17 protein-coding genes are annotated in these 17,224 nt (G+C 53.9%); 10 read left to right on the forward strand and 7 right to left on the reverse strand.

Going from position 1 to position 17,224, the window contains the following annotated elements; all coding sequences use genetic code 11:
• The first annotated feature begins 45 nt into the window (after window positions 1-45).
• Window positions 46-1,092 (forward strand): AI-2E family transporter, encoded by a 1,047-nt coding sequence (locus tag QMZ65_RS16655; protein WP_097119391.1) that lies wholly within the window; start codon window positions 46-48, stop codon window positions 1,090-1,092.
• Window positions 1,093-1,206: 114 nt separating this feature from the next.
• Here the strand turns inward: QMZ65_RS16655 and QMZ65_RS16660 are convergent, their stop codons facing one another.
• Together QMZ65_RS16660 and QMZ65_RS16665 are read right to left on the reverse strand one after the other, a co-directional pair.
• The gene (locus QMZ65_RS16660) at window positions 1,207-2,154 is read right to left on the reverse strand and encodes an ABC transporter substrate-binding protein (protein ID WP_283216379.1); all 948 of its coding nucleotides are present in this window, start codon (window positions 2,152-2,154) and stop codon (window positions 1,207-1,209) included.
• 9 nt (window positions 2,155-2,163) lie between these two features.
• Window positions 2,164-2,928: a class II aldolase/adducin family protein gene (locus QMZ65_RS16665; protein WP_283216380.1), complete on the reverse strand. Its 765-nt coding sequence runs from the start codon at window positions 2,926-2,928 to the stop codon at window positions 2,164-2,166.
• A gap of 238 nt (window positions 2,929-3,166) precedes the next feature.
• Between QMZ65_RS16665 and QMZ65_RS16670 the strand changes: the two genes are divergently transcribed.
• Together QMZ65_RS16670 and QMZ65_RS16675 are read left to right on the forward strand one after the other, a co-directional pair.
• Window positions 3,167-4,771 (forward strand): EAL domain-containing protein, encoded by a 1,605-nt coding sequence (locus QMZ65_RS16670; protein ID WP_211729251.1) that lies wholly within the window; start codon window positions 3,167-3,169, stop codon window positions 4,769-4,771.
• Window positions 4,746-5,705: a D-2-hydroxyacid dehydrogenase family protein gene (locus QMZ65_RS16675; protein WP_283216381.1), complete on the forward strand. Its 960-nt coding sequence runs from the start codon at window positions 4,746-4,748 to the stop codon at window positions 5,703-5,705. Before QMZ65_RS16670 ends, QMZ65_RS16675 begins: the two co-directional genes overlap by 26 nt.
• On the opposite strand, the gene QMZ65_RS16680 is transcribed toward QMZ65_RS16675, so the two are convergent.
• Window positions 5,697-6,164 carry a hypothetical protein gene (locus QMZ65_RS16680; protein ID WP_034819738.1) on the reverse strand — a complete coding sequence of 156 codons (468 nt, stop codon included), beginning with the start codon at window positions 6,162-6,164 and terminating at the stop codon, window positions 5,697-5,699. The genes QMZ65_RS16675 and QMZ65_RS16680 overlap by 9 nt on opposite strands.
• A gap of 38 nt (window positions 6,165-6,202) precedes the next feature.
• On the opposite strand from QMZ65_RS16680, the gene QMZ65_RS16685 reads away from it, so the two are divergent.
• From QMZ65_RS16685 to QMZ65_RS16700, 4 genes are all read left to right on the forward strand, one after another.
• Window positions 6,203-6,517 carry a hypothetical protein gene (locus tag QMZ65_RS16685; protein WP_283216382.1) on the forward strand — a complete coding sequence of 105 codons (315 nt, stop codon included), beginning with the start codon at window positions 6,203-6,205 and terminating at the stop codon, window positions 6,515-6,517.
• Between the two features lie 221 nt (window positions 6,518-6,738).
• Window positions 6,739-8,244: a glycine betaine/L-proline transporter ProP gene (proP, locus tag QMZ65_RS16690; RefSeq protein ID WP_034819744.1), complete on the forward strand. Its 1,506-nt coding sequence runs from the start codon at window positions 6,739-6,741 to the stop codon at window positions 8,242-8,244.
• Between the two features lie 117 nt (window positions 8,245-8,361).
• Window positions 8,362-9,339: a porphobilinogen synthase gene (gene hemB / locus QMZ65_RS16695; protein ID WP_034819746.1), complete on the forward strand. Its 978-nt coding sequence runs from the start codon at window positions 8,362-8,364 to the stop codon at window positions 9,337-9,339.
• Window positions 9,340-9,453: 114 nt separating this feature from the next.
• Window positions 9,454-10,428: a GGDEF domain-containing protein gene (locus tag QMZ65_RS16700; RefSeq protein WP_034819748.1), complete on the forward strand. Its 975-nt coding sequence runs from the start codon at window positions 9,454-9,456 to the stop codon at window positions 10,426-10,428.
• 40 nt (window positions 10,429-10,468) lie between these two features.
• Here QMZ65_RS16700 and QMZ65_RS16705 read toward each other — a convergent pair whose 3' ends face one another.
• Window positions 10,469-11,494 (reverse strand): alpha/beta fold hydrolase, encoded by a 1,026-nt coding sequence (locus tag QMZ65_RS16705; protein WP_283216383.1) that lies wholly within the window; start codon window positions 11,492-11,494, stop codon window positions 10,469-10,471.
• Window positions 11,495-11,816: 322 nt separating this feature from the next.
• Here QMZ65_RS16705 and QMZ65_RS16710 point away from each other — a divergent pair, with 322 nt between their 5' ends.
• Window positions 11,817-12,305: a helix-turn-helix domain-containing protein gene (locus QMZ65_RS16710; RefSeq protein ID WP_097119397.1), complete on the forward strand. Its 489-nt coding sequence runs from the start codon at window positions 11,817-11,819 to the stop codon at window positions 12,303-12,305.
• 196 nt (window positions 12,306-12,501) lie between these two features.
• Here the strand turns inward: QMZ65_RS16710 and QMZ65_RS16715 are convergent, their stop codons facing one another.
• Window positions 12,502-13,503 (reverse strand): GlxA family transcriptional regulator, encoded by a 1,002-nt coding sequence (locus QMZ65_RS16715; protein WP_283216384.1) that lies wholly within the window; start codon window positions 13,501-13,503, stop codon window positions 12,502-12,504.
• Window positions 13,504-13,591: 88 nt separating this feature from the next.
• Between QMZ65_RS16715 and QMZ65_RS16720 the strand changes: the two genes are divergently transcribed.
• Window positions 13,592-14,287, forward strand: coding sequence for a cysteine hydrolase family protein (locus tag QMZ65_RS16720; RefSeq protein ID WP_283216385.1), 696 nt, complete (start codon window positions 13,592-13,594; stop codon window positions 14,285-14,287).
• Here the strand turns inward: QMZ65_RS16720 and QMZ65_RS16725 are convergent, their stop codons facing one another.
• Entirely contained in the window at window positions 14,288-14,635 is a 348-nt protein-coding gene (locus QMZ65_RS16725; RefSeq protein WP_283216386.1) for a hypothetical protein, read from the reverse strand.
• A gap of 280 nt (window positions 14,636-14,915) precedes the next feature.
• Between QMZ65_RS16725 and QMZ65_RS16730 the strand changes: the two genes are divergently transcribed.
• Window positions 14,916-15,908, forward strand: coding sequence for a glycosyltransferase family 32 protein (locus tag QMZ65_RS16730; protein ID WP_097119399.1), 993 nt, complete (start codon window positions 14,916-14,918; stop codon window positions 15,906-15,908).
• A gap of 66 nt (window positions 15,909-15,974) precedes the next feature.
• On the opposite strand, the gene QMZ65_RS16735 is transcribed toward QMZ65_RS16730, so the two are convergent.
• The gene (locus QMZ65_RS16735) at window positions 15,975-17,159 is read right to left on the reverse strand and encodes a BaiN/RdsA family NAD(P)/FAD-dependent oxidoreductase (RefSeq protein WP_283216387.1); all 1,185 of its coding nucleotides are present in this window, start codon (window positions 17,157-17,159) and stop codon (window positions 15,975-15,977) included.
• Window positions 17,160-17,224 lie beyond the last annotated feature (65 nt).

Raw genomic sequence — 17,224 nt, forward strand, 5'->3', positions numbered from 1 at the left:
CGTTCAACTACACTCTCCTGAGCCATTGATGACTCAGGAGAGTAAATGAACAACCTGCCCCAGGAAAAAATTGGCCAGAACATGCTGGTCAAAATGGCGATGCTGGTGATTATTCTGGCGGGCATCCGTGCTGCGTCAGAAATTCTGGTGCCCTTCCTGCTCGCCAGCTTTCTGGCGATTGTGCTGAATCCACTGGTCACCCTGCTGATGCGTCGAGGCGTGCCACGTGGTCTGGCCATCACTGCGGTGATCAGCGTGATATTTATCGTCATCCTGTTGTTGGTTGGCGTGATGGCCAGTTCGGCCAGTGACTTCAGCGACACCTATCCGCAAATCCGCAGCATGCTGGAACAAAAGCTCGGCGTGGTGCAGCACTTTGCCGCTCGCTTTCATATCAATGTCTCAACGGAAGCCTTAGCTGCCCGGCTCGACCCGAATGTGATGATGGATCTGGCCACCACGCTGCTGAAACAGTTTTCCGGTGCCATGACCAACGTGCTGCTGCTGATCCTCACCGTGGTGTTTATGCTGTTCGAAGTGCGCCATCTGCCCTACAAAATGCGCAACGCGATGATCAATCCGCAAATCCGCATTGCGGGGTTACACCGCGCATTCAAAGGCGTGACCCACTACCTGGCGCTAAAGACCCTGGTCAGCGTCATCACCGGGCTCGCGGTATGGCTGGTGCTGGAATTGATCGGCGTGAAATTCGCGCTGTTCTGGGGCGTGGTGGCGTTTATCCTCAACTTCGTGCCCAATATCGGCCCCATCATCGCCGGCATCCCGCCGTTTATTCAGGCTCTGGTGTTAAATGGCGTCTACGATGCGCTGTTCGTGGTCGCGCTGTTCAGTGCGATTCATATGGTGTTTGGCAATATGCTGGAGCCAAAGCTGATGGGGCGCGGATTGGGGCTCTCGACGCTGGTGGTGTTTCTGTCGCTGATATTCTGGGGCTGGCTGTTGGGGCCGGTGGGCATGCTGCTGTCAGTACCACTGACCAGCGTCACTAAGATATTGATGGAGACCACGCCGGGTGGCAGCCGACTGGCGATAATGTTAGGCAATGGGCGGCCGGGATCGCGTCCGCGTTAATAGCCAGGGGTTTGCGCCGCTACAGCATGTGCACATCAGCGTCGCGGCGAGAGGCTTCGCGCAGGTTGATGTGCACATAAGTGTAACGGCGCGATTATCGCGCCGGATTGGCGATTATTCTGTAAACACGCTGTTATCGGTAATCGCCTGCACATCGACTTTGTTCGGCAAAATCTTCAGCTCGCTAAACAGATTTGACACCTTCTGCACTTTCGCCACATCTTCTGCCGTTACACCCCGAACGCCGTGTGAAATGCGCGGCGTAATCTTCTGCGCATCTTCCGGCGAGAGACGTGTTAACTGGGCATAGACTGCGTTGTACTGCTGCGGGTGCTCCAGTGCCCATTCGCGGGCTTTGGCTAAACGATGGGTGAAATCGACAATCGCCGCCCGCTTAGCGGGATCGTCCAGCGAACTCTGCGTGGCAGTGACAAACGACAGTGCCGTGGTTAACCCTTTGCCATCGCGCAGCAGGCGTGCACCGTGCTGTTCAGCAATCCCCAGATAGGGATCAAACGTGGCCCAGGCGGCAATCTGCCCGGAATTAAACGCTGCACTGGCATCGGTTGGCAAAACAAACCGCACCGGCACCGTATCGCGTTTGACCTGCGCTTCTTCCAGCGCTTCATACAACAGATGCTGCGAAATGCTGCCGCGCGCCGATGAAACCACCACTTCTTTTCCGGCCAGATCTTTTACGCTGTGGATTGGCGAATCCGCCGGAACGATCAATCCGTTCGAACCGGCATCGCCGACGTTGGTGGCGATGATCTTCAACGGTACGCCACCGGACGCCGCCATCAATACCGGCAAATCTCCGGCGTAGGAGGTATCGACCGCCCCCGCACGCTGTGCTTCAAACAGCGGTGCCGCCCCCTGGAAATTCGCCCAGCGATATTGATAGGGCGCATCTTTCATGACATCGGCGGCCTCAATCAGCGAACGCAAATTGCGCGCCTGATCGCCCAGCACCAGAGTGACTTTGCTCAAATCAGGTGCCGCCTGACTACTAAACGCCGCGCACAGCAACAGCGTCGACACTACCGGTTTCAGCCATTTCATAAGGGATTCTCAGAGTGCGTTGCGGTTGAGCTGGCGGATGTAGGCATCCCAGTGCAGCTGATATTTGTGGTTACGGATGCTGTTGTCGAAGGCTTGCGCCGCTTTCTCGGATACCTCATCAGGCAGGATGATCAAATCCGCACCGCCCGACTGAGCCGCTAGTTGCGCCTGGCAAGCACGCTCCAGGTAGTAAAGGTTATAGAACGCTTCTTCAATACTGCCGCCGCAGGTCAGCAGGCCGTGATTGCGCAGGATTAGCGCATTAAGATCGCCGAGATCGGCCACAATGCGTTGCTGCTCATCAAGATCCAGCGCAATGCCTTCGTAATCGTGATAGCCAAGACGATGGTGGAAGCGCGTGCTGTGCTGCGAAATCATCAGCAACCCGTTGCGCTGCGCAGAGACACCAATGCCCGCCGCCGTATGCGTATGCAGCACGGCATGCGCATCCGGACGTGCACGGTGAATTGCGCTGTGAATCACAAATCCCGCGTGGTTAATCCCCAGCCCCGTCGGGTCATCAATGATGTTTCCGTCAATATCAATTTTCACCAGCGTCTCCGCCGAGATTTCATCGAAGGTTTGACCGAAAGCGTTAATCAGAAAAAGGGGCTGATCGCCCGGCACACGCAGAGAAAAGTGGGTGTAGATATGGTCGGTCCAGCGCAGCCTGGCCGCCAGGTGATAGGCCTGCGCCAGCTTCACACGCGCCTGCCATTCGCCTTCGCTGATGCGTTGGCGCAGGGAAGCCACATCCAGGGTTTCAGTGCTCATTTTCGCTCCTCATTTCAGGTCAATATGCTTTCCCATCATCGTGGCACAGCGCTTTTCCCGCTGGGAAATGCCAATAACGGCAAAACATTGTCAATTAACGCAAAGCGACGCCGATATTTGACCTGAGTCAGCCCAGAGCAAAATCAAAACGCTAATATGCACGGCCCCTGGAAGTGTTATGCTGCTGACGCCGCAGCTTAGCCCTCATCTGCTGCTTAAAATGACCGAGGAAAGTCAGGTGCCACCGCAAAGAAAAAATCGCGATTTTGGCTGGCTGTTAATTGTCTGTGCCGGGTTATTACCACTGGTACTGGGCATCCTTTGTACGGCCATTGAAGCGCGGCACACGGTGAGCCAGCAGCAGATCTCCACCGCTGACTCCTTACTCACTCAAGCCGAAAAAATGAGTGATAACGCCTGGGATATGATCACCCAGCTGCGTCAGTACCATTATCAGCCTTGTGCGAAGATCGAGGATCAACTGCAGCGCGCTGGCACCCTCAACGCCTATTTCCGTTCCGTCGGTCTGCTGAGTGGCGAGAACATCAGCTGCTCATCAGCGTTTGGTTTGGTGCATGGCACCCTGACCCAGATGATGATGCAACCACCGCCGATCACGGGTAAAGCCTGGTGGAGCCTCTCCATTCGTGGCACTTACGGCGTGCCCAATCGGCCCGCCGTGGTGTTTGTGCGTCAACTGCCAGATAGCACCGGCTTCTGGGCGGTGATTGATGGTCAGTATCTGATGGACTTTATGCACGCGATTGGCGAATCGCGTGGCTATCAGATGAGCATGCGCTTTAGCGGCGGTGCACCCATTACCAGCGGCCCGGCCGATATCGAACCCGAACTGTATCTGAAAAGTGAGCCTTATCAGGCCGAATCCGGCCGCTACCCCATTAGCGTGAATGTCACCGTGCCTGCCTCCGAGTTGCTGAAAGCCTGGCGTCAGGCGCTGTTTATCTTCCTGCCGATGGCGGCGATTTTTTCTATCCTGCTGATGGTATTGACCGCCAACTGGCTGCGCCGCCGCATTTCGTGGGCCGATGAAATCCGCCGCGCGATGCGAAGCCGTCAATTCTCGGTCCATTACCAGCCGGTTTACAGCACGGAAATCGAGCGCTGCAAAGGCGCGGAAGCCCTGTTGCGCTGGCAATTGCCGAATGGTGAGATGATCCGTCCGGATATCTTTATCAGCCACGCCGAATCTGAAGGGATCATTGTGCAGCTGACCCAGCATTTGCTGGATCTGATGGCGGAAGATATTCAGGGCTGGCAGGTTGAGCCCGGTTTCCATATTGGCCTGAACGTGGCAGCAGAACACTTGCAACATGCCGATTTCGTGCAGGACATTCAGCGCTTTGCCCGCCGCATTAAAGACAAGCAGATGGTGGTGACGCTGGAGCTCACTGAGCGCAGCCTGATTGATGACGGCGAACTGGTGGCGCGTAAACTCCGCTACCTGCAGTCACACGGCATGAAAGTGGCGATTGATGACTTTGGTACCGGCCACTGCTCACTCTCTTATCTGCTGACCTTCCCGCTGGATTACCTGAAAATCGATCGCGGCTTTATTAACGCCATTGAAGGTCTTGAGGTAGAAACGCCGGTGCTGGATGCCATCATAAATCTGTGCCACAAACTCAAGCTGGATGTGCTCGGTGAAGGTGTGGAGACCTCGTTGCAGTTCGACTACCTGAAGCAACGTGGCGTTGTCTACATTCAGGGCTACTATTATGCCCGTCCGATGGATAATGACCGGCTTCGCGCCTGGCTCAATGAGCAAGGGCGTCAGCCACTTCTCGTTGAGGAATCCCATGAGCCTGAATTGCGTCATTCTTAATGATTACCAAAACGTTGCCCTGTCGCTGGCCGATTGGGCATCGCTGCAACCAACCGTACACACCACCGCACTAACCCAGCATTTTGACAATGAAGATGAGCGGGTGCGCCATATCGAACACGCCGATATCCTCGTTGTTATGCGCGAGCGCACACCGCTCACGGCCGAACTGATTGGTCGCTTGCCTAACCTGAAACTGGTGGTCACCTCCGGCATGCGTAATGCCTCGATTGATCTGCACGCCTGTGCCGAGCGCTATATCGCCGTGTGCGGCACCGCCAGCAGCAGCGCTGCACCGATGGAGCTCACCTGGGGTTTGCTGATTGGGCTGGCACGCCACATCAGGTTAGAAAATCAGGCAATGCGCAATAACGGGCCGTGGCAGCAAACGCTGGGGCTCGGTTTGCAGGGCAAAACGTTGGGCTTAGTGGGGCTGGGTAAAATCGGTGGCGAGATGGCCAAAGTGGCGCAGGCCTTTGGGATGCGCGTTTGCGCATGGAGTCAAAATCTCACCGACTCACGCGCGACCGAATGTGGCGCAGAACGGATGCCTTCGCTGCACGCCTTGATGCAAGCGAGCGATTTTGTCTCGGTGCACCTGGTGCTCAGCGAGCGCTCGCGACACGTGATCGACCACGCTGCACTGGCGCAGATGAAGCCAGGCGCGCTGTTGATCAACACCTCACGCGCCGCACTTGTCGACCAGCAAGCGATGATTGCCGCGCTGCAATCCGGTCAATTGGCTGGGGCCGGAATCGATGTGTTCGAACAGGAACCGCTACCTGCTGACCACCCGTTGCGCCATCTGCCCAATGTGCTGGCCACGCCGCACCTTGGCTATGTCGCCGACAGCAATTACCGCACCTACTTCACGCAGGCAGTGGAAGATATTCAGGGATGGATAAGCGGCGCACCACTGCGATCGCTACTCTGAGCGACGGCGTTTTTCGGCGATACGCAGCGCCACTTCCAGTGTGTCATCCGCCAGCGTGACTGGCGGGCGCTGGCCATTCAGGCGCTGGTTAATACGTTCTAAGGTCGGCGTCAGCTGTCCTACCAACTGCTGATACTCATCAAGCTGGGTAATGGGTTGATTACGCGCGATGCTGGTTTGCGTCAGGCGTTGCAGTTGCCGCAAACTCTCGGCCGCCTGGCTGGTGAGCAATCCCGCCTGCCGCCAGGTTTTCAGGCGTTTCAGCAGTTCATCAGGTTGTTGGGCCAGTAATGCCAATTGGGCATCGGCACGTTCACCGCAGTCAATCCAGCCAATCGGTGCCACAGGATCGGTGAACGTTCGCCGTGCATCAGGCGCATAATTGATAAGATTCCTTTCTACACTGTCAATTTGCGACAGCCAGGGATTCTCAAACAATCGGGCGTTTTTTCTCGACATGAACACTCCACCTGAGCCAGGCGGCAGAGTATTACCGAATGATGACAGGCTGGCAAGCAAAGCTTACCGCTTCGCTTAATGATAAGAATTTCTTATTTATTTGCGCAACAATCAGGTATAGCAATCAAGCCGCCACTTGTCAGAACAATGGATTAATCAATCAGCGATGCGCAGTTGATATCGCTGATAATCATCAAAATTTTCTCCGCGTTTTTTTCAGAAAAAAAATAAATGACACCCTTTGCCACCTTTTTGATGCATTCCTGGCTGAAACGCACGCATTACGCGGCCTGACGCGCGATAACCAGGATTTTATAAGCTGCGTTTCCCCCCTCATTCCGCCAGAGTTTTAGCCAAAAAATAGCCAGTTGCTGGCTGAAACATGACAAATATCACACAAAATCGGTATACTCTGTCGCGGGACGTAATCATTTCGCCCCTAATTATTACCGTTGCTACGCCGGATAAAGTCCTCTTTCACGGCTATGCTTAAATCTTCTCAACGCCGTGGACTGGCCACAAAATGTAGTCTGCAGCGTTGAGGATTTTTCGAATTCCAATACAGGGTTACAACATGAAACTACGTAGGAAGCGTGTAAAACCTATCGGGCTGGATGACGTCACGATTATCGATGACGCCCGTTTACGTAAAGCCATTACCGCTGCGTCTCTGGGCAACGCGATGGAGTGGTTTGATTTCGGTGTTTATGGCTTTGTGGCGTATGCGCTGGGTAAGGTGTTCTTCCCGGATGCGTCGCCAAGCGTGCAGATGATTGCTGCACTGGGTACCTTCTCGGTTCCCTTCCTGATTCGCCCACTGGGTGGACTATTCTTCGGTATGCTCGGCGACAAATACGGTCGTCAGAAAATCCTCTCAATCACCATTGTCATCATGTCGATCAGTACCTTCTGTATCGGCCTGATCCCCTCTTATGCCACCATCGGCATCTGGGCACCGATTCTGCTGCTGCTGGCGAAAATGGCGCAGGGCTTCTCGGTGGGCGGTGAATATACCGGTGCCTCGATCTTTGTCGCGGAATATTCGCCGGACCGTAAGCGTGGCTTTATGGGCAGCTGGCTCGACTTCGGCTCCATAGCCGGCTTCGTGCTGGGTGCGGGCGTCGTGGTGCTGATTTCCACCGTCATCGGTGAAGCGAAATTCCTGGAGTGGGGCTGGCGTCTGCCGTTCTTCCTCGCGCTACCGTTAGGGATCATCGGTCTGTATCTGCGTCACGCGCTGGAAGAGACACCGGCGTTCCAGCAGCACGTTGATAAGCTGGAACAAGGCGATCGTGAAGGTCTGCGTGACGGCCCGAAAGTATCCTTCAAAGAGATTGCCACCAAGCACTGGAAAAGTCTGCTGGCCTGTATCGGTCTGGTGATTGCCACCAACGTGACCTACTACATGTTGCTGACCTACATGCCGAGCTACCTGTCGCATAACCTGCACTACTCGGAAGATCACGGCGTGCTGATCATTATCGCCATCATGATGGGTATGCTGTTTGTGCAGCCGGTGATGGGCATGCTGAGTGACCGCTTTGGCCGTCGCCCGTTTATCATCATCGGCAGTATCGCGCTGTTCGCCTTCTCGATTCCGGCCTTTATGTTGATTAACAGCGGCGTGCTGGGGCTGATTTTTGCGGGTCTGCTGCTGCTGGCGGTGATCCTTAACGCCTTTACCGGCGTGATGGCTTCGTCGCTGCCGGCGATGTTCCCAACGCACATTCGTTACAGTGCGCTGGCCAGTGCCTTCAATATCTCGGTACTGATTGCCGGTTTAACCCCGACCTTCGCCGCGTGGTTGGTTGAAACAACCAACAATCTGTATATGCCGGCTTATTATCTGATGGTGGTCGCGGTGATTGGTTTGATCACGGGTATCTATATGAAAGAGACCGCCAACAAGCCGCTGCGCGGTGCCACACCGGCGGCGTCGGATATTGAAGAAGCGCGTGAAATCCTGCAGGAGCATCACGACAACATTGAGCAGAAAATCGAAGATATTGATGAAGAGATCGCTAAGCTCGAGGCGAAACGTAAAAACCTGGTGCAGCAGCACCCGGACATCAACGAGTAATCTTCCCCACTCCCGCCGCCCGGCGGGAGTTTTCGTTTCCGCACACAATCCTTCATCCCCGCTGGCGAAAAGGGGTAAACTATTGTCACTTTTTTCACCAGCAAAAGTTGTACGAACATGTCTGAATTCAATCTTCTCCAACGTCCAAGAAGACTGCGCAAAAGCGCATCAATGCGTGAAATGTTCCAGGAATCCCACCTTCGTCTGAGCGATCTGGCCCTGCCAATCTTCGTTGAAGAAGGCGTGGACGATTACGTGCCGATTAACGCCATGCCGGGTGTGATGCGTATTCCTGAGAAACGTCTCGCCTATGAGATTGAGCGTATCGCCAAAGCCGGTATTCGCTCTGTGATGACCTTCGGTATCTCGCATCACACGGACGCAACCGGCAGCGATGCATGGAATGAGAATGGCCTGGTGGCGCGTATGTCGCGTATCTGCAAAGACACCGTGCCAGAAATGATCGTGATGTCCGATACCTGCTTCTGTGAATACACCAGCCACGGCCACTGTGGCGTGCTGTGCGATCACGGCGTGGATAACGACCAGACATTAATTAACCTCGGCAAACAAGCCGTGGTCGCCGCGCAAGCCGGTGCGGATTTTATCGCCCCTTCAGCGGCAATGGATGGCCAGGTGAAAGCCATTCGTCAGGCGCTGGATGCCGCAGGCTTCACCGATACGGCCATCATGTCTTACTCCACCAAGTTCGCTTCTTCATTCTACGGTCCGTTCCGGGAAGCAGCAGGAACGGCATTAAAAGGCGATCGTAAAACTTATCAGATGAATCCGATGAACCGCCGTGAAGCGATTCGCGAGTCCCTGATTGATGAAGCCGAAGGGGCTGATTCACTGATGGTAAAACCGGCGGGTGCTTACCTCGATATTCTGCGTGATATCCGCGAACGCACTACTCTGCCGCTGGCTGCGTACCAGGTGAGTGGTGAATACGCGATGATCAAATTCGCCGCGCAGGCGGGTGCCATCGACGAACGTAATGTGGTTCTGGAAAGCCTCGGTGCGATTAAACGTGCCGGTGCTGACCTGATTTTCAGCTATTTTGCCCTTGATCTTGCCGAGCAAAAAGTGCTCTGAAAATCGTTACGCTTAGCAATGGATATCGCAACCGTTGCTAAGCGCTTTATGCCGTTATGGCAGCAAAGCACCAGTCAAGTTGTACCCGAATAATTTAAAAGAAAGAGTAACGCGATGAAAGCACCTGCACTGCCTGCGGACGAGTCACGTCGTCTGGCCCAGTTACGTGCGCTCAACATTCTGCACACGCCTGCAGAAGAGCGTTTTGATCGTTTAACCCGCCTTGCTCGTCGTTTGTTCGGCGTGCCGGTTGCGCTGGTTAGCCTGCTGGAGGAGGACCACCAGTGGTTCAAATCTATCGCTGGCCAAAGCGCGGCGACCGCACCCCGTAATACGTCGTTCTGTGGCCACGCGGTCCTGCAAGACGATGTGATGGTGGTCGAAAACGCCCTTGAAGATGAGCGTTTCCACGATAATCCGTTAGTGAAAACCTCAGAGAATCCCGTGCGCTTTTACGCGGGTTGTCCGCTGCGTACGCCAGCGGGTGCCAAAGTGGGCACGCTCTGTATCGTCGACCACCATGCGCGCGAATTTAATGCGGATGACATGAATACGCTGCGCGATTTGGCCGCGATGGCCGAAGCAGAGTTGGTGGCGTTCCAGACAGCGACCTCGGATGAACTGACACAAATCACCAACCGTCGCGGATTTATGACGCTGGGACAGCTCGCGCTGAATGAGTGCGAAGTCAGGCAACTCCCGGCCAGTTTGACCTTCCTCGACCTCGACCGTTTCAAAGCTATCAATGATACGCTCGGCCACCGCGAGGGGGATCGTGCATTGATGGATTTTGCGGATGCGATGAAAGTGAGTTTCCGCCACGCTGATATCTTTGCCCGCCTGGGCGGTGATGAGTTTGTGGTGCTGTTTAACGGCTTACAGCAGGCCGATGCCGAGGGCGTTTTGGCGCGCTTTGATCGTTTCCTGCAAAAGCAAACTCAGGATCTCGACCGCCGCTACGCACTGCACTTCTCATCAGGCATTGTGGAGTTTGATCCCGACCATCCGCTGTCGCTGGAACAGCTGCTGGAAGGCAGCGATGCGCGTATGTACGAAGCCAAAAACGGCAAAAAAAAGCAGGCACAGTAATGCCAGGGCGTGCATAAGCACGCCCATTTGCCACCGCATCTTACAATGGACGCGCCAGATCGCTAATCAGCGTCTGATTAAACTTCTGCGGCTCTTCCATCTGCGGCGCATGTCCCATACCTGGGAACTCAATTAAATGTGCCTCCGGAATCATCTTTGTCACCTGTTTGCCCAACACATTGTAATGACCTAACTGCGCGTTGATCGCAGCGGGAGCAATATCGCTGCCAATCGCGGTGGTATCGGCGGTTCCGATCATTAGCGTTGTCGGCACTTTCAGGTCTTTGAATTCGTAATAGACCGGCTGGGTGAAAATCATGTCGTAAATGAGCGCAGAGTTCCACGCCACCTTCTTGTGGCCTGGCCCGCTGTTGAGACCTGCCAGCATATCCACCCACTTGTCGTACTCCGGCTTCCACTGACCGCTGTAGTAAGTCGTCTGCTCATACTTTTTAATACCCGCCGCACTGAGCTTCAGTTCGCGCTGATACCACTGATCCACCGAGCGCCACGGTGCGCCTTTGGCTTTCCAATCCTCCAGTCCAATCGGGTTCACCAGCACCAGCTTCTGTGTCTGCTGTGGATACATCAGCGCATAGCGCGTCGCCAGCATGCCACCGGTTGAATGCCCGATAATCACCGCCTTAGCAACGCCAAGATGCGCTAACAGTTGATGGGTATTCAGCGCCAGTTGCTGGAAGCTGTATTGGTAATTGGCGGGTTTCGTCGAGCTGCAAAAGCCAATCTGGTCCGGCGCAATCACCCGATATCCCTCCTGGCTAAGCGCTTTGATGGTGTCTTCCCAGGTTGCACCACAAAAATTCTTACCGTGCAGTAATACCACCGTTTGACCATTAGCCTGCTGCGCGGGTTTGACATCCATGTACCCCATGCTCAGCGGTTGCTGCTGTGAGGAGAAATTAAAGTGTTCAAGTGGATAGGGATACTGAAAACCTTCCAACTGCTCGCCATACACATTGGCCGCTAACGCGGAGGTGGTGGGTAGCGCAGCCATCGCCGTCAAAATCACGGCAAGTGACTGTTTTAGAGGGAAACGAAAAGCCATGCGCACTGCTCCTGAGCTATGAAAAAACCATCAGTCTGGCACGTTAATCGCCAGTGCGTATTGATGAGGTGTGCCAGCGCCACGTTTTCTCATACTGTTAAGCTCGGCAAAGTGATGGAAAATTTGAGTTAAAAATAACGGGCGTGATTACGCTAAATATTCAACATCGATTCAACAAAAGCGGCCTTAATTTCACTAAAAGCAAGACCAGCCTTGATGACAAATAATAAAACAGCCAATTCCTTATAAAACTTTACGTTAATCGGATGTATGGAAAGATTAATTATTTTACACTATGTCCAGTTAATGGAGGATCAAAAAGATGCCGCAAAAATACAACGAAGGGGTTATTGATTCGGTGACCAAATGGATTATGGACAATCTGGATCAGCGCTTAAGCATTGATGATATCGCAGTGAAATCGGGTTATTCTAAATGGTATTTGCAGAAATTATTTGCCCGCTATCATAATGAAACGCTGGCACGGTATATCCGTAAAAAGAAACTGGCATGCTGTGTCAGCGAGCTGAAATACAGCAACGCACCGATCATCAGTCTGGCCGTAAAATACCATTTTGAAAGCCAGCAATCGTTCACTCGCTCCTTTAAGCAAGTGATGGGTTGCACCCCACTCTACTGCCGTAAGCGTCAGCTGGGGAGCGAAGCCGAGCAGCAATCGAAAGAGAGCACTGATCCATGCGTGATTTGCCGTAAGCATGGATTTAACAGCAGTGAGAAAATGAAAGAAGTGAGAACGCCAGCGCTGCGCTCAGGTCAATTTCCCTCACGTATTGATTGTGTGATGCGTTAATAATTCGCGTCACTATTTTTCTTTGCAGGATTTGCATAACAACGGATGGTTCGCCATCCGTTGTTAAGAATAGCCCTCATTGGCCACGCTGAAATATTCTTCTCATCAGATAGCCTGTCAAAATGATCCGGGAATAATTTTACCCCTCCTATTTTCAATGCATTCTTATCAATAGGTTGATTTACAAACCATTAATTCACACCCGACCACGAAATGTTTTCCGGTATTGTAACGGAGACGTATTCAAATTCTTTTTAAAATGTCGCCTTAACATTAATGGCGAAGAGAATCCGGCTTTTTCTGCGATCAGCTCAATCGGCTGGTCGGTTTTTTCCAAAAATCGCTGCGCCAATGCCAGACGCTGATTCACTAACCAATCACTGAAACAGCTGCCGGTGGTTTGGTTAAAACGGCGCGTAAAACTGCGACGACTCATCAACGCTCTCTCCGCCAACTGATCCAGCGTGAGGGCCTGCTGCAAATTTTCGGTGGCCCAACTGAGCGCCGACATAAATCGATCGTTGCCCGCCGAGTGATAGACCGGCTGCTCAATATATTGTGCCTGGCCGCCCTGCCGATGCGGCGGTACCACCAGCATGCGCGCCACACTGTTGGCCACATCCACTCCACACTGTTCACGCACCAGATGCAGGCAGCGATCGATACTCGCTGCAGTGCCCGCCGAGGTCACAATCTGCCCTTCGTCGATATACAACACGTCACGGTCAATCGTCACATCGGGGTAAAGCCGTTCAAAATCACTCATCCAACGCCAGTGTGTCGTGGCGCGCTGCTGATGCAGCAAGCCAGCGGCTCCGAGCACAAAGGCGCCAAGACACAAGCCAACAATCTGAGCCCCACGCTGGGCAGCCTGCTGTAACGCCTGCAACAACGCGGGCGGTGGCGCAACGGCAGGATCGCTCCAGCTGGGCACCACCACCATATCCGCTTCGGCCAGCATAGCCAGTTCATGCTCCGCGACAATCGAAAAACCGCTGTTGGTGCGAAGCGGACCGGCGTGGGTGGCACAGATCATTAATTGGTAGCAAGCTCGGCCATCTTCGCGTTCCGCCTTCTCAAACACCGCACAGGGAACGGAAAGATGAAACGGGATGATGTCGTCAAACACCACAATACCGACCTTAATGGGCGCATCCAGGTGCGCCATTTTTGGCGCAAAGTGAACGTTATTTGTCATGCGCAGTACTCCTTCACTTTCGGCACAATCGCCATACTGCTGTGCATCGGAAGTCACCCTGACTTCTCAATCAAAGAGATGATTAGTGATGAAAAACCTTTTTGCTCCAGGCACCTTAGCATTAGCGATGGCAATTTCAGGCAGCGCTATTGCCGAAGAACACAAAGCTGAAAATGCACCGACCATTCGTACCATGAGCGGTGCCACCGCCACCCCCCAGCTGACGGCCAATCAAACCGCGGTCATCGTGATTGATATTCAGAACGAATACTTCGCTGGCGGCAAAATGCCCATTCCAGACGGTATGAAAGCACTGCAAAACAGCAAGCGCCTGGTTGAATTTGCACACAAGCATGGCATGCCGGTGTTCTTCGTGCGCCATGAAGGCGCGGCAGATGGCCCGCTGTTCGCCAAAGGCAGCCGCTTCGCTGAATTCCACAAGGATTTGCAGCCGGGCAAAAATGATCGTGTCATTACCAAAGCCACACCGAGTTCTTTCGTGGGAACCGATTTGAAACAACAACTCGACAGTCTGGGCATCAAGCAGTTAATTGTCACCGGTCTAATGACCCATATGTGCGTGTCGTCCACCGCACGTGATGCCGTACCGCTTGGCTACTCGGTCATTATCCCGGAAGATGCCACCGCCACGCGCGATCTGGCGACCTGGGATAACAAGGTAGTCGATCACAAGGTGCTGCAGCAGAGCGCATTGACAGGCGTTGCTGATGTGTTTGCCGAGATCAAAACCACCGACGCGGTATTAGCGCTGCCCGTGCATTAATCACTGCACTGCTCTACCCGGTAATAACTTTTCAGACATCACCTTGCGGCAGGACAGACTCTCCTGCCGCGCCTGCTGTTGCTGCTCCGCTGACAAATCCTGCCACACGCTTTGCAGATGTTCTGCCAGACCTGACTGGAAATGAATTTTCTGCAGCGCATAGTCCGAGTTGCTGCCTTCAATAATCTGTTGCATCGCCAGGGGTGAGTTGTCGCGCCCGTCATGGGTCAAGGTGCAGAACATGGCGATGTAATAGCCTTTATCTTCATCGCTATAGTGCGGCATCAGCCACCAAACAGCCGCGCTGATGACGATAAGCACGGGCAGAAGGAATTTAAGTTTGAACATGGAATCATGGGCCTGTTGGAAAAAACGCGGCGATCTTAACAGATTCATCGGTTAACAGCCCTTAAACACCCACGGCAACGGTACGGCAAGTGAATGCGCCTGCGTATTCTCTGAAAGTAACGTTTTCAGAGTTTATTTATTGAGCAGCTCGGCGCTGTTTGTTAATTTTGAGCCACTTTTCGCGCCATTGCGCTTCATCGTGCCCGCTGTCACAGGGCCAGTTTTTCGCCCTAAAGCGGCAGAAGCTGGGATAGCGGCCGACAGGGTTACAGGAATGATCATGTCCAACCATAAACTTAAAATGCATTTGATTTCGCTGGCGTTGCTGGCGGAAAAAAAGCTGACCACACGCAAACGCCTTCCCGCCTATCACGCCGCAGCCGAACAGGATATTAACCTGCAGGGTCGTGCTAATCCGCCTGCGCCCATTCCGCGTCAGGTTTGGATGTACTGGGAAAGTGAAAAGCTCCCGGCTGAAGTCCAGATTTTTGTCGATAAGATTGCCCGTGAAAACCCTGGCTATGCGTTGACGGTAATCAACAATCTCAATCTGCATGACTATTTACCAGGCCTGAAGTTTGTCCACGCGGGGATGCGGGCTTCGCACAAAAGCGATGTGATTCGCCTGGAGCTGCTGCATCGTTATGGCGGAATCTGGATGGATGCCACCATTATCCTCAATCGCAGCCTCGATGAGCTGTTAGCGGTGAATGCGGATGAGCGTTATGACCTGGTGGCTTTTTATCGCGAGGAATCCACCCGCGATCGCGCTTATCCAGTTATGGAATCCTGGTTTCTCGCCGCGCCGAAAAACAATGCCTTTATCGGCCGCTGGCTGCACTGCTTCCGTCCGATTGTGGAGTTAGGCTCTGAAGCCTTCTTCCAGCAATTATTGGCGCTGCCGAACTACGACACAATTCTGCAGGGCATCAAGACGCCGGATTATCTGGTGGTGTATATCGCTCAGCAGCAGGCGCTGCGGGAAGAGAATCACTACAACTTCTACTTACGCAAAGCGGAAGCCGGTGCGTTATTGTATCAAACGCTGAGCGGCTGGCGTCCGGTGAAGCTGAGCCGCATGCTGATGGTGGACGCTTTACCGGAGGTGTTGCCACCGGTGTATAAGCTCACCAGCTTTGACCGCAAATATATCGCAACGCATCTGAAGTATGGCGTGGTCAACAGCGATAGCCTGCTGGGGCAAGTATTGCTGCACGACCAGCCGAAAAACCTGACACCTGCAGTGACGCCGTTACGCAGAGCCAGGCATTAGCGCTGCAACCTCAGCATAAAGCTGAACCTCGTACACTGGCGTCGCCTTTGATGGCGACGTGATAACTCACAGCGCCTGCGCACATGCCCAGGCTGAACTCCACGCCCACTGGAAGTTGTATCCGCCGAGCCAGCCGGTGACGTCCATCACTTCACCAATAAAGTACAAACCGGGCACATCGCGCGCTTCCATGGTTTTGGAGGAGAGTTGCGTGGTATCGACGCCGCCCATCGTCACTTCGGCAGTGCGATAACCTTCGGTGCCATTCGGCTGCACGCGCCACTGATGCAACGTGATGACCAACTCGGCCTGCTGCTTGCTATTGAGCTGCTTCAGCGTCACATCCGGGATCTGCTTCAGCTCCTGCAACACTTCCACCAGACGCTTCGGCAGGATTTTCGCCAGGCTGTTTTTCAGGCTGAGATTCGGATGCGCCTCGCGCTGCACGTTGATGAATTCTTCCAGCGAGGTTTCCGGCGACAGGTTAATGGTGACAAACTCACCCGGCTGCCAGTAGCTGGAGATTTGCAATACCGCCGGACCCGACAAACCGCGATGGGTAAACAGCATCGCTTCTTTAAACAGCGTGCCATCCTGCGCGGTGATGGTGGTGGGCAATGACACACCCGATAAGGAATTCAGCTGCTCAAGCAGTGGCTTATGCAGCGTAAACGGCACCAGGGCTGCGCGCGTCGGGAACACTTTCAAACCAAACTGCTCGGCCACTTTATACCCGAATGGTGTCGCGCCCAGACCCGGCATCGATAAGCCACCGCTGGCGATCACCAATTTCTCAGCCTGCACCTCGGAGCCATTCAGTTGCAGCCTGTAGCCATTTTCATCACGCGTCACGCTCAGCACTTCACTGCGCAAGCGCAACGTAACCTGCCCGTCTTCGCACTCTTTTAACAGCAAATCCACGATCTGCTGCGCCGACTCATCGCAGAACAACTGGCCGAGGGTTTTCTCGTGATACGCAATCTTGTGGCGATTCACCAGATCGATGAAGTCCCACTGGGTGTAACGCGCCAATGCCGACTTACTGAAATGCGGGTTGTGCGAGAGATAGGCGGCCGGTTCGGTGTACATATTGGTGAAGTTACAGCGGCCACCACCGGACATCAGGATTTTACGTCCCGCCTTTTTGCCGTTATCCAGCAACAGCACCCGACGACCCAACTGCCCTGCCTGCGCCGCACAGAACATGCCGGCAGCGCCTGCACCTATTACGATAACGTCAAACTTGTCCACAGCGTCTAATCCACATAATTGAAAGGCGGTGATTGTAGAGATCTGCGGCATTTCGCGCCAGCGTC

The organism is Pantoea sp. EABMAA-21, from assembly GCF_030053335.1.
GTDB classification, from domain to species: Bacteria; Pseudomonadota; Gammaproteobacteria; order Enterobacterales; family Enterobacteriaceae; genus Pantoea; species Pantoea communis.